Origin of the sequence: Paraburkholderia fungorum, from assembly GCF_046027605.1 — a bacterium.
In the GTDB taxonomy this organism is placed as follows: domain Bacteria; phylum Pseudomonadota; class Gammaproteobacteria; order Burkholderiales; family Burkholderiaceae; genus Paraburkholderia; species Paraburkholderia fungorum_F.
The window spans coordinates 96,135-109,102 of the sequence record NZ_JAQQEF010000027.1; the positions used below are offsets into that span (position 1 = coordinate 96,135).

The following is a 12,968-nucleotide window of genomic DNA, read 5'->3' on the forward strand; positions in this document are numbered from 1 at the left end:
TCGACCCATGCAACCGCGCTTTGCGCCCCGCTTTGCAAGCGTGCTTGCTGCACGTGCACGGCTCACCAGCGCGGTGCATTGGCACAGTTCTGGCTGTAGCCTTTCGCGGCCAAGCGAAATATCGCGCCGAATATAGCCCATTCAAACATGTGAGGAGCACACAGATGAATCACGCAGAGATGCAGTTTCTGACCACCGAATTCCCGTACAAAAAGCAGTATGGAAATTTTATCGGCGGCGAATGGGTGAAGCCCGTGGGCGGCGAGTATTTCGACAACGTGTCGCCGATCACCGGTGAACCGTTCACGTCGATCCCGCGTTCGCGCGAAGCCGATATCGAACTCGCGCTCGACGCCGCGCATCGTGCGAAAGTCGCGTGGGGCAAAACGTCGACCACCGATCGCGCGAATATCCTGAACCGTATCGCCGACCGGATGGAAGCGAATCTGCAGCGCATCGCGGTGGCCGAAACAATCGACAACGGCAAGCCGCTGCGCGAAACAATGGCTGCGGATATCCCGCTGGCCATCGATCATTTCCGCTATTTCGCCGGCGCTGTGCGTGCACAGGAAGGCACGCTCTCCGAGATCGACCACGACACCGTCGCCTATCACTTTCACGAACCACTCGGCGTGGTCGGCCAGATCATTCCCTGGAATTTCCCGATCCTGATGGCCGTGTGGAAGCTCGCGCCCGCATTGGCAGCCGGCAATTGCGTCGTGCTGAAGCCGGCCGAGCAAACGCCTGCGTCGATTCTCGTGCTGCTCGAACTGATCCACGATTTGCTGCCGCCGGGCGTGCTGAACGTGGTGAACGGTTTCGGACTCGAAGCCGGCAAACCGCTTGCATCGAGCAAGCGCATCGCGAAGATCGCTTTCACGGGCGAGACGACCACGGGCCGCCTGATCATGCAGTACGCGAGCCAGAACATCATTCCCGTGACGCTCGAACTCGGCGGCAAGAGCCCGAACATTTTCTTCGCCGACGTCATGAACGAAGACGACAGCTATTTCGACAAGGCGCTCGAAGGCTTCACGATGTTCGCGCTGAATCAGGGCGAAGTGTGCACGTGTCCGTCGCGTGTGCTGATCGACGAGAAGATTTACGACCGCTTCATGGAGCGCGCGTTGAAGCGTGTGGCTGCGATCACGCAAGGCCATCCGCTCGATACGAAAACGATGATCGGTGCGCAGGCCTCGCAGGAACAGCTGGAAAAAATCCTCTCGTATGTCGACCTCGGCAAACAGGAAGGCGCTGAGTGTCTTATCGGCGGTGAGCGCAACATGCTCGAAGGCGAACTGAACAAGGGCTACTACGTGAAGCCGACCGTGTTCCGCGGCCACAACAAGATGCGTATCTTCCAGGAGGAAATCTTCGGACCGGTCGTTTCCGTGACGACCTTCAAGAACGAAGACGAGGCACTCGAAATCGCCAACGATACGCTCTACGGTCTCGGCGCCGGTGTCTGGACTCGCGACGGTACGCGCGCCTATCGCTTCGGGCGGCAAATCCAGGCGGGCCGCGTGTGGACCAACTGCTATCACGCTTATCCGGCGCATGCTGCGTTTGGTGGCTACAAGCAATCGGGCATCGGCCGTGAAAATCACAAGATGATGCTCGACCACTATCAGCAGACCAAGAACCTGCTCGTGAGTTACAGCGATAAGCCGCTCGGCTTCTTCTGAGCGTAACGAGTCTGTTCGAGCGGGCCGCATTGCGCGGCTCGCTCTTTTTCAGCGAGGGCATGTGATGGCTGATGAGAAGGAAGTGGCCCGCGTGATCGCCACGCCTGCTGCGGTCGATTTGATCGATAAGCTAAGCGCCGAACACGGGGCCGTGCTGTTTCACCAATCCGGCGGATGCTGCGACGGCAGCGCACCAATGATGTTTCCTCAGAGTGAGTTCATGGTCGGCTCGTCCGATGTGAAACTCGGCACGATTGCCGGCGTGCCGTTTTACATGAGCGAATCGCAGTTTGAATACTGGCAGCACACGCAGTTGATTATCGATGTGGTGCCGGGTAATGGTGGGATGTTTTCACTGGAGCGGCCAAGCGGGTTGCGTTTTCTCACGCGCTCGAGACTCTTCGAGGACCATGAAAACGCGTGGCTCGGAACGCATCCAGTGGAACGGGCAGACGCTTGAGTCGCGTTTCTACGTTGCGCCTGAGTTCGAATTGTTGCCGACCGCGGGCGTTGTCGGTGTACTCGCCAGCAGCGCGTCGCTATCGTCTTTTAAATCAACACCCGTGAGACCCAGGCGCCTTGCGTGCGTCAGCAGATAGTGCAACTTGTGTGCGGCGGATTCGTAGCTAAGACCTTCCGGCCGTACGTTTGAAATGCAATTACGCTGCGCATCGCTACAGCCCACCTTCGGCGCATAGGTCAGATAGATGCCGAGGCTATCAGGCGAACTCAAACCTGGACGCTCGCCAATCAGCATCACAACCAGTTTGGCATTGAGCAGTTCGCCGATCTCATCACCTAGCGCGACGCGGGCCTGACGCGCGACTACGACGGGGCCGATCTTCCAGTCCGTGAGTTTTGCGCAAACGGCTTGCAGCAGCGGAATCGGTTGCTTCGATGCAGCGAATGCAGAGAGACCGTCGGCGATGACGAAAACGACCTCTGGTGATTCCACTTTCAGTTGCTTGAGCGCTGCGCGGTTCTCATCGCTTAACCGCCTGCCGAGATCCGGACGCCGCAAATAATGCTCGCGATCGGGCGCGGCACTATGCACATCCAGCGTGCTGAAACTTTGCGCGCGCAATTGTTCGTGCAGCACGTCCGTATCGAGCGGATGATGCACGGCATCGCGCGCTTGCGCATGCGACAGATTGAACGCGAGCAACGGTGCAGTCGGCAAACTGTTGCCCGCGCGGCCCAACGCGATGCGCGCGTTGGTGAATTGCCGCAGCGCGTTCCATGGATTCTTTTCGAGGAAGTCGGTCATGCGATGCCCATCCAGTCGCGTGCGCCTTCCAGCAGCGGTTGTTGTGTCGATGCACTCAGCAACGCGCCACGCGAGTCGGTGATCTGCATCGACTCCAGCCATTCTTCGAATTCCGGTGCGCGGCGCAGGCCGAGCACATCGCGCACGTACAACGCGTCATGGAATGAGGTGCTTTGGTAGTTGAGCATCACATCGTCCGCACCCGGGATGCCCATGATGAAGTTGATGCCCGCAACGCCAAGCAGCGTGAGCAGGTTATCCATGTCGTCCTGATCGGCTTCGGCGTGATTCGTGTAGCAGATGTCGCAACCCATCGGCACGCCGAGCAGCTTGCCGCAGAAGTGATCCTCAAGGCCCGCGCGCGTGATCTGCTTGCCGTCGTACAGATACTCCGGTCCGATGAAGCCCACCACCGTGTTCACCAGAAACGGATTGAATTTGCGTGCGACTGCGTAGGCGCGCACTTCACACGTCTGTTGATCGACACCGAAATGGGCATCGGCCGACAACGCACTCCCCTGACCGGTTTCGAAATACATCAGGTTATTGCCGACGGTGCCGCGTTTCAGCGACAACCCAGCCTCATACGCCTCCTGCAACAGCGCAAGCGAAATGCCGAAACCCGCGTTCGCTTTCTCCGTTCCAGCAATCGACTGAAATACCAGATCGACCGGCGCGCCTTTTTCAATCGCGGCGATCGTGTTGGTGACGTGAGTCAGTACGCACGATTGCGTCGGCACCTGATAGCGCTGGCGGAAGTCGTCGATCATCAGCAACAACCTGGTGATCGCAGCGAGATTGTCGCTGGCGGGGTTAATGCCGATCATCGCGTCGCCGCAGCCGTACATCAGGCCGTCGAGCATCGAGGCGGCAATGCCTTTGACATCGTCGGTTGGATGATTGGGTTGCAGACGCACCGACATGCGGCCCGGCAAGCCGACTGTATTGCGAAAACGCGTAATCACCGGACGTTTGCGCGCCGCCAAGATCAGATCCTGATTGCGCATCAGTTTCGAGACCGCCGCCACCATCTCCGGCGTGAGGCCGGCGGTGATACGCGTGAGCGCGTCGGCATCGGTCGTGGTGCTCAACAGCCAGTTGCGGAAATCGCCCACCGTGAGATGCGATATCTCAGCGAACGCTTGTGGCGAGTGATCGTCGATCACGAGGCGCGTGACCTCGTCGCTTTCGTACGGGATCAATGCCTCGTTGAGAAAGGTGCGCAACGGCACCTGCGCCAACGCCATCTTGGCCGCGACGCGCTCTTCTTCGCTCGCCGCCGCGACGCCCGCGAGCTGGTCGCCCGAACGCTGCGGACTCGCTTTGGCCATCAACGTCTTCAGATCGGCGAAGCGATAAGTGCGGCTGCCGATTGTCTCGGTAAAGCTCATCGTTACGACTCCATCGCCGCTGCTTGCAGAGCGGCTCGATCTGTCATTCTTCGAGCAAAGTGTCCGTTGGCGCCACTTCGCGTTGACGGCGCGTCAACAGGAAGTAGACGTAGCCCAGCGCGAGGAAGATCGCGAACACGATCGCCACCAGAAAATTGAAGTACACCATCGTGCCCAGACAAATCACCGCGGCCACCAGCGCGAACGCCGGAAAGAACGGAAACAGCGGCGCGCGGAACGGGCGCTCCATGTTCGGGTCCGAGCGGCGCAGCTTGAACAGCGACAACATGCTGATGATATACATCACGATAGCGCCAAATACGGACATCGTCACGATGTTCGCCGTCAGCGTCTGACCGCCGAACTGGATCAGCTCATCGCTATAGATCGCGGCGATGCCGACTACCCCACCGGCGATGATCGCGCGATGCGGCGTCTTGAAGCGCGGATGCACTTTCGACAGCCACTCCGGCAGATAGCCCGCGCGAGCCAGTGCAAAGATTTGCCGCGAGTAGCCGAGGATGATGCCGTGAAACGACGCGACCAATCCGAACAGGCCCAGCCACACCAGCATATGCATCCAGCCGCTGTGTTCGCCGACGATGTACTTCATGGCTTGCGGCAGCGGATCGTTGATGTTCGAGAGCTTGGTCCAGTCGCCGGCGGCACCCGCGAACACCATTACACCGATGGCGAGCACGACCAACGTCAGAATCCCGGTGATGTAGGCGATCGGAATCGAACGCTTCGGATTCTTTGCTTCTTCGGCGGCCATCGCGACGCCTTCGATCGCGAGGAAAAACCAGATCGCGAACGGAATCGCGGCGAACATGCCGTGGAACGAGCCCATGCTGAAGGTATCCGCGCCTGCCCAGCCGCCCTTCGTGAAGTTCGACCACTGGAAGCCTGGCGACACGACACCCATGAACACCAGTAATTCGAAGATCGCGAGCAGCGTCACGCACAACTCGAAGGCGGCGGCGATTTGCACGCCGACGATATTCAGCGCCATGAAGACGAGATAAGCGCCCATCGCCGCGTGTTTCGGCTCGAGACCCGGAAACTGCACGTGCAAATAGGCGCCGATCGCGAGCGCAATGGCGGGCGGCGCAAAGACGAATTCGACCAAGGTCGCCGCGCCCGCCAGATAACCGCCGGTCGGGCCGAACGCGTGGCGCGCGTAGGCGAACGGGCCGCCCGCATGCGGAATCGACGTGGTGAGTTCGGTGAAACTGAAAATGAAAGTGGTGTACATCGCGGCAATAAAGACTGCCGTGATGACGAAGCCGAGCGTGCCGGCGCTCGCCCAGCCGTAGCTCCAGCCGAAGTACTCGCCGGAAATAACCAGACCAACCGCGATACCCCACAGTTGCCACGTGCCGAGCGTCTGCTTCAACTCGTGATGCGTGACTTTACCGACGTGCTGACTTTTGGACTCTGATTTCATCGGGCGCTCCTGATGTGGCCGCTTGCTCGACGCCGCAAGGCTTTGCGGTGCATGAGCGGACAGGCTTCAGCCGATGGTAGTGAGCCAATATTCGAGGCGTTATCGAAATTCGGCAAAGTTCGTAGGGGATTGTGTCAGTGGATGCTTAACTCGGTTCACGCGCATTCAGGCGAAATTCGCAGGATTTGGTAAATGGCGACGTGGTACTTTTGTTCGCATTCCTTCGGCGATTTTCTTCTGATCGACCACTGACTCATGAACCCATCGGACAATCGGGCCCGTTACGAAACCCGGCTCGGCCGCGTGCTGGACCATATTTACGATCATCTCGACGAACCACTGGATATCGGCCGTTTAGCGGAGGTCGCCTGCATGTCGCCGTATCACTGGCATCGCATCTATCAGGCGATGTACGGAGAGACCGTCGCGACCACCGTGCGCCGCTTGCGGCTGCATCGCGCGGCGGGTTATCTGGCCAACGGTTCGATGCCGATCGCGGAGATTGCCGAGCGCTCGGGCTATAGCAGTTTGCAGTCTTTCTCTCGCACCTTTCGCGCGGCGTTCGGCATTCCGCCGGCGCAGTATCGCAAGCAAGGCACTCATAGCCGGTTTCGTCCGGCGCTTTCAGGAGACGATCAAATGACGATGCGTGAAGTGGTGATTCGTCACGTTGAACCGATCGAGGTTTTGTCGGTGGATCACGTGGGGCCGTATATGCAGATCGGCAAGGCTTTCGATGGGTTGTTCGGCTGGTTGGCGAAACACAATCTGCTGGCGGGGCAGATGCGCATGATCGGGATTTACTACGACGATCCTGGGGTGGTGGAAGAGAACGCGTTGCGGTCGAAGGCCGGAGTGCTGTTGCCGCATCCGGTGCAGGCTTCGGTGACAGTGAGTCCGCCGGTTTCGGTTGCGCATGTGAAAGGCGGTGAGTACGCGGTGTTGCGGCACAAGGGACCGTACAGCGATATGCGTGCGGCTTATGAGTGGTTGTATGGGACGTGGCTCGTGCAGTCCGGGCGTGAAGCAGCGGACGCGCCGGTGTTCGAGGAGTATTTGAATAGCCCGAAGGAGGCTGCGCCTTCTGATCTTCTGACTGAGATCTGTTTGCCGTTGGTTTGATGGCTCTTCGGGACGTGTGCTGCGGTTGTGCATCTTTACGCAGCGTGCTTTGTGGATGCCTCTCTGGTTTTTATAGTCTTTGTATATGTATACGTAGTAATAGTTAACAAGCCTTGCATCGGGCTGTGGATAACGTGGAACTTCGTTTACGGATCAAGGGACTGCGGAATCGATAACCCTGCGGAGCGTGCGCGGACAGGAGCAAGGAGCCAGGGAAAACTTTTGACCGACCTGGCGAAGCAGCCGATTTATCAAAGTTTCGCCCACAACGTGTCAGGTGGCTTGTACAAAAGTTGTCCAGAGGGGACTGTGGATAAGTCGAGTGACTTATTCAGCGCTCGTCCGCTAACTCGTACGACGTGCTGCGGCCACCTGCCGTTGATTTTTTCAACACGCCGAATGCGACGAGTTCGCCGATGTCACGCAGCGCGGTATCGGGTGAACACTTCGCAATGGCTGCCCATTTGCTGCTGGTCAGCTTGCCGTCAAAACCATCGAGCAGACGGCTCAGCAGTTTGACTTGCCGCTCGTTCAATGCGGTGCTCGCCCAGCGCTGCCAGAAGCGCGCCTTGGATAGCACGACGTTCAGCGTGAGTTGGGCATGATCGATTGCGCGATGCAAAGCATCGAGGAACCATGCCAGCCACTCGGTGATATCGAGTGAGCCTTTTTGGGTGCGCTCGAGAACGTCGTAATAGTCGTTCCGCTCGCGCTGGATTTGTGCCGACAAACTGTAGAAGCGCTCCGGGCTGCCGTCGGCGCGGGCCAGAAGCAGGTCACCGATGGCTCGTGCGATGCGGCCGTTGCCGTCGTCGAAGGGATGCAGCGTAACGAACCAGAGATGAGCGAGCCCCGCCTTGAGCAGCGGAGGATCGGCCGAATCGTTGTTCAGCCAGGCGAGAAACCGGTCCGCCTCCATGTCCAGCCGTGTTGCGGGAGGCGCCTCGAAGTGGACTTTCTGACGCCCGATCGGACCGGAAACAACTTGCATCGGCCCTTTGGCGTCGTCGCGCCAGTTGGCGACGCTGATCCGGGATATACCGCTAAACCCGGTCGGGAAAAGCGCAGCGTGCCATCCAAACAGGCGCTCTTTCGAGACTTCTGCCGAGCAGTTCAAGGTGGCGTCGAGCACCATTTCCACGACGCCTTCGACGTGACGGTCGACGGGCGCAAGCGCGCCAATATCGACTCCTAGCTTGCGTGCGATCGACGAACGCACCGAAGCGACATTGAGCTGTTCGCCCTCTATCTCGCTGGTTTTGACGACGTCTTCGGTGAGCGCGACAAGACTGGCCTCGCTGCGTAGCGTCAGGCCCACGTCGGCAAGACGGCCGAGCAGTACGCCTTGAACGCGCGATACCTCCGCGAGCGGAGCCACAAGGCGCGACAAGTCATAGCGCCATGCGGGCCACTCGGGGGACTCCCAGATGTATAGCCAATCTCCGCGTTTCATGCGGAAATTATGGTCTGTTTTCTCCGCAAAAGCAAATTATTCTCCGCAAATTTTGCGGAGATTGGGGGGCTATTCGCCGCACGCTTGCCTTCAACTCAACTCTTTTGCCATTTTTAATGGAATTCCTCAAGCTGCTTGCCCGCCTTCCGTCAAAGGAATGTCCTCAAGATGGAAGTGGCCATTCAATAGCGATACACCGTGCCGACGCTCCCCTGTATCTTGCCCTTGCCAAGAAGCTCATACGACCGCGTTGGCAAATCGAGGGAGTCGGCATCCGGAAGACCTAGCTCAGATAGAATTTTCTTTGTCCGCACTGCGTGAAGCAACTCGCGCCAGTTCGCGCCGACCGCAACGAAAAATGCCACCGCAAGCGCACATGGGAAAGCAATGGAGAGCAGCTCCACCAGATCTTCGTGTGCGGCAACAAAGAAAAAGCCCAAGCCGAGAAACAACACGAGGAATAAAAAAATCCCGATAAACGTATAGCGCATGTACTTGTAGATCATCTTCGGGCTACTGCCGCACGGCGGCAAGATTGCGACCACCCGTTCGTCGGAACTATTGACGGCCAGCAACGTATCTTCGCCCTCCACTACTACGTCGACCGCATCACCGTCCTTGAAATAGACACCGCCGAGCCACCCCTTTAGCGCCACTCCGTTCACATCGAATTCGACCCAGTACGCTTTGCCTTTAGCGATCGAAATGCCGTAATTGACCGCCATATTTCCGACCGCCAAACCTCCGTTGCCGCTCAGTGCGAGCAGGATCGGGGATAGCAGCGTGGCTTTGCGCTCGAACTGCGCTGCCTTCGATTGGCGCTCCTGTAGAGAGTATCGGAGGTTGGATACTTTTCCACTCACCGAGCTGAGTCGCGCGTTCATCTGTTATTTCCCATAAAATCCGTCGTTTGCCCCGTCGTAGAATATCCGAAGGCTCGCTCACTGCGAAACGAAGCCCTCGAGCTGTGTAGCCATAGATTACTCAGCCTGCTTCTGAGTGCTCAAGCCCACCTTCTCCAGAGCCTTTGCGAATTCCTGATCCTGCTTTTCGACTGTCCATGCCGGGTTACTGGCCGGCGCGACACCGAACGTGCATTTGCTGAACCAGATTTGCAGATCATCGTCGGAGAAATACCAGATGAGAACCTGCACCAGTGTGATCGCCACGGCCACTTCCCAACCGGCAAGATAGAGAATGGCCCGTCCGAAGCCCATCATCACGGCTCGCTCGCCCGCCAACTCCGCGACAGCCTCACCGGCGGCAAGCGCTGCCCTGCGCGCAGCCGCATCGCTAATCCCGGTGCCGACCTTCTCCAGGAAGATTACATAGCCTTTGCGTCCCGCAAGACGTTCGATCAACGGCGCAGAAGAGCTGAGTGCCGTAGCAAAATTGGCAAAAGCACCGAGCCCACCGAGCGTGACCTTCAATATCAGGAACGTGGTTTCCGCGCCATTTTTTCGATGCGCCGCGTCGGCTGCAGTCTGAATATCCGTGACAGCCGTAATACACGCGGCTGCTCCGCCCGCAAATCCGCCAAGTGCTTTGAGGACGTTTGCGCTTTGACTTGCGTTCCCAAAGATGCTTTTCAATGGCAACGCGAGGTTCAGCGTTGCGCCGACAACCGAAAGACCCGACGCGTATAGCGACGCATAGTCTGCGTCGGTCTTATCCGATTTCGCCAATATTTTTGCGAATCCCGCGGCCTCGATCAGGAGCACCACCACCGCTACCCGCATGCCAGTGGTGGCCTCAATGGCCTCCTTGCCTGACAATACCTCGGCCCACTTGGCCCGCATCGATTTCGACCCTTCGGTCGCGGCCAGCTCCTGCGCGGACTGAAAAAAAGCAGCATCCGCCGCCATTCCGGTTGCCCGAAGCTGTCGAAGTCGATTCATCAATTCCGTTCGCAACTTGCCGTCACGTTTCGCCTCTTCGACGATCAGGCTTTTCATGTCCGCTTTGGGCAGGCCTGCTCGTACGAGGCAAAGACCGTGTACCACCTTCTCGCCGACATAGTCTCCCAGTTGCTTGACCCCTAGCCATCTGAATACCGAGGAGCCGGCGCTGGCCATGAGTTTGTCCACGTGCGTCAGCTGCGCCGCTTTGTCGGCGGCGTTGGTCGGCTTCGCCTGATTGGCCAGTCCGTTGAATTTTTCGTAAAGCTCGGCAAATTTCTTGAATTTTTCCAGCGTCTCGAGGAGCTGATTGACGCCTTCCTTGGCGGTATCGAGCGGCGTGTCCTTGTGAGCCTCGGCTGCAGCAAGAATCTGTTCCAGCTCGGGTTTTACTTCAACCTGGTTGAGTGCGACCGCACGCCAGAAGACACACTCCGCTTTGGTGGGATGGACCTGGGCAATAAGCTTATCCAGCAACTTTGCCCCTTCGGGTTCCGAACCGAGCCCGAACACAGCTTCGGCAATCACCTTCTCGTATTCCATGCCATCACTGAAGTGATGTTCGTTGTAGTCTTCCAGCGTGTGGATAAAGACTGGCGCACCCAACCAGGCGCCCACATCGTGCGTACGTTTGGACTGCAATGAGTCGACTTTGGCGTGGAACGCGTCGAAAGAATTACGAAAATTCTTGAGCTTGGGCTGGTCAAGCTTTTCCTGGTATTTCGGCCACGCGGCGTCACCAATCTCTTTCGCCTCTTTCTGGCTTATTTTTCCAGCGTTCGCGATCCGCCGCTGCGAAGCGGCGATGTCCTCCGGCGATTGCTCAATGGGTGCCGTTGGGATGCCATCCATGCCGGCTGGCGAAGAGTTCAGCATGGCTTCCCAACCGGCGCGTAGCGCCGAACGCCACCGGCTTTTCGATGCGACCGCACCTTGGCTGATCGCCACTTTCGCAGCGTCGATCGCTTGCATCGCGTCGATCTGCATGCTCTGCTTGTGATAGTACTGAACAAGGCGTCCGGTCGCGTCGTTACGGAAGCCGTTCAGTTCGTGCACGTTCCCAACACCGTCCCAAAGCGCCAGAAGCATAGGAGGATGACTCTTGCCGTGCTTTGTCTCGCCAACCTGATGCATGAGTTTGACCAGTGCGTCACTCGCCGATGCAGGCGTTGCCTGACGCACGTGCAACGAATAACGCGTGGTCTCGTGTTCTGCCACCGACTGGTCGACAACGCCGTTTTTGTCGACGATCGGCTTATCGCGGGGCTGTAGAAGATCGGGCGCAAGGCCTGGCATGTACTCGATTACGTCATCGATGTTCGCAACCGTTGCGGCCGTGGCATGCCCGTGTCCCGTCGTACCTCCAGCGATCCATTTGGCGGGCTCGATGCACTGCATACGCTGTTTTCTGAGCGCTGCATTTCCGGCATATCGATCGAACGTGTCCTTGAGCCACGGGTGTTGAGAGAATGCCAAATAGACTTCAGTGCACTTTTCCGGGCGCTCGATGGCAATGATGTCCATCTGGACAGCAATGGCTTTCTGCGCACAGGCGGGATCGGTTTTCGCCTCGGCGGGTAGCGGCAAGGACTGTTTCCACAGGCGACCGTCTTCGGTCACGTTGTACGCTTCCCAGTAGTTGCTGCCGCGCGCGCCCTTGACATAAAACAGGTAAAGCCATCCTGCACGCAAAGTACGCAGCCCGTAGTGGTGTTCCGTCAACGCCACGTCCGTTACGCCTTGTCCCGTCACACCCGCAGGCAACTTCGCTGCGATTGTTTTTGGCAGTACGGTGTAGCGCACCGGAAGGATCGGCAAACCTGTTTTCTCGCAGTTAGCGCATTTCTGTTCGGTCGTTGCCATAATGAATTTTTTTGTGTTCGAGTAACGGGTGCGACAGCCTGAGCTATCCGTGCAGGCCTTACTCAGTGGTTACGCTGTGTCTCAGGTTCATGTGCTCGCCGGCCATCGCCAGGCTCGCCTCATTCAAACAAGGCTTGAGATCAACTTGCATCCGCACGTTGCCTTGTCGCCGTGGCGCGCTATCGGCACGCCGTTGTCTGTCATCGATTCGTCTCCGTCGACGATGACATTGGGTTTCACGTCTTCGTGCTTGGGACAGGACACTTCATCGCCCTTGCGAGCGACAAAGCGGCCGTCGAAAGACATGGTCTGCGAAGCGGTGATGACCTTACCGCCGTGGTCGGTATCGTCATCGAGGCGAATTAGATTCATCATGAACTTGTCTCCTTGGTTGCCCCGAAACGCGGCCAAATCTGATGTGTATTCATCGCTTCTTCAGAGGTATCGCGCTGGTCTCGAATACTTTCGCGAAGCAGCGCGTCTGGCTGGATGGTCGGAGCGAAGGGCTTACCTGTAGCGAAAGTAGTAGCGGCCATAATTCGAAAGCGTATTGGCACCGCGATGTTCACGCGAAGTCTTGCGCAGGTTGATGTTTTCTACATCCGGCCAGCCATAGGTTTTGAAAACCACTTCGGCTAGACGGACGAAGCCCATCATCTTCAAAGACACTCGATAGAAGATAATGCCAAAGACTATAAATCCGCTTACACCAACGGTAGCAACAGCGACTGTGTATGCGTAAAGATCGCTTCGGACGTCGCCCTTAAAATAGATGACGAGTGCGAAAATTGCGTATAAAACGGCAAACGTCCACAGCATAATTTTTGTCATGTTGCGGTAGT

At 57.9% G+C, this 12,968-nt stretch carries 10 protein-coding genes and 1 pseudogene; 3 read left to right on the top strand and 8 right to left on the bottom strand.

Annotated elements, in window-relative coordinates; genetic code table 11:
• Positions 1 to 164 precede the first annotated feature (164 nt).
• Both adh and PQR53_RS31720 read left to right on the top strand, forming a co-directional pair.
• Complete coding sequence (adh, locus tag PQR53_RS31715; protein WP_408463135.1) at positions 165 to 1,685, top strand: aldehyde dehydrogenase; 1,521 nt, start codon at positions 165 to 167, stop codon at positions 1,683 to 1,685.
• Between the two features lie 64 nt (positions 1,686 to 1,749).
• Entirely contained in the window at positions 1,750 to 2,145 is a 396-nt protein-coding gene (locus PQR53_RS31720; protein WP_408463138.1) for a DUF779 domain-containing protein, read from the top strand.
• Positions 2,146 to 2,154: 9 nt separating this feature from the next.
• Here PQR53_RS31720 and eutC read toward each other — a convergent pair whose 3' ends face one another.
• From eutC to eat, 3 genes are read right to left on the bottom strand one after another with little or no spacing between them, the layout of a single operon-like run.
• Positions 2,155 to 2,952 carry an ethanolamine ammonia-lyase subunit EutC gene (eutC, locus tag PQR53_RS31725; protein WP_408463141.1) on the bottom strand — a complete coding sequence of 266 codons (798 nt, stop codon included), beginning with the start codon at positions 2,950 to 2,952 and terminating at the stop codon, positions 2,155 to 2,157.
• Positions 2,949 to 4,343, bottom strand: a complete 1,395-nt coding sequence (locus tag PQR53_RS31730; RefSeq protein ID WP_408463143.1) for an ethanolamine ammonia-lyase subunit EutB — start codon at positions 4,341 to 4,343, stop codon at positions 2,949 to 2,951. Before PQR53_RS31730 ends, eutC begins: the two co-directional genes overlap by 4 nt.
• Before the next feature lie 43 nt (positions 4,344 to 4,386).
• Complete coding sequence (gene eat, locus PQR53_RS31735; protein WP_408463146.1) at positions 4,387 to 5,790, bottom strand: ethanolamine permease; 1,404 nt, start codon at positions 5,788 to 5,790, stop codon at positions 4,387 to 4,389.
• A 255-nt stretch (positions 5,791 to 6,045) separates the two neighbouring features.
• On the opposite strand from eat, the gene PQR53_RS31740 reads away from it, so the two are divergent.
• A complete protein-coding gene (locus PQR53_RS31740; RefSeq protein ID WP_408463149.1) occupies positions 6,046 to 6,912 on the top strand; it encodes an AraC family transcriptional regulator in 867 nt (288 codons plus the stop codon).
• 331 nt (positions 6,913 to 7,243) lie between these two features.
• Here the strand turns inward: PQR53_RS31740 and PQR53_RS31745 are convergent, their stop codons facing one another.
• From PQR53_RS31745 to PQR53_RS31765, 5 genes and pseudogenes are all read right to left on the bottom strand, one after another.
• Positions 7,244 to 8,365 (bottom strand): Fic family protein, encoded by a 1,122-nt coding sequence (locus tag PQR53_RS31745; RefSeq protein ID WP_408463152.1) that lies wholly within the window; start codon positions 8,363 to 8,365, stop codon positions 7,244 to 7,246.
• Between the two features lie 182 nt (positions 8,366 to 8,547).
• Positions 8,548 to 9,249, bottom strand: a complete 702-nt coding sequence (locus tag PQR53_RS31750) for a putative type VI secretion system effector (RefSeq protein ID WP_408463154.1) — start codon at positions 9,247 to 9,249, stop codon at positions 8,548 to 8,550.
• A 96-nt stretch (positions 9,250 to 9,345) separates the two neighbouring features.
• Complete coding sequence (locus PQR53_RS31755) at positions 9,346 to 12,126, bottom strand: T6SS effector BTH_I2691 family protein (RefSeq protein WP_408463157.1); 2,781 nt, start codon at positions 12,124 to 12,126, stop codon at positions 9,346 to 9,348.
• A 123-nt stretch (positions 12,127 to 12,249) separates the two neighbouring features.
• Positions 12,250 to 12,501, bottom strand: coding sequence for a PAAR domain-containing protein (locus PQR53_RS31760; RefSeq protein ID WP_408463159.1), 252 nt, complete (start codon positions 12,499 to 12,501; stop codon positions 12,250 to 12,252).
• A 132-nt stretch (positions 12,502 to 12,633) separates the two neighbouring features.
• A pseudogene (locus tag PQR53_RS31765) lies at positions 12,634 to 12,968 on the bottom strand (putative type VI secretion system effector); the annotation flags it as partial.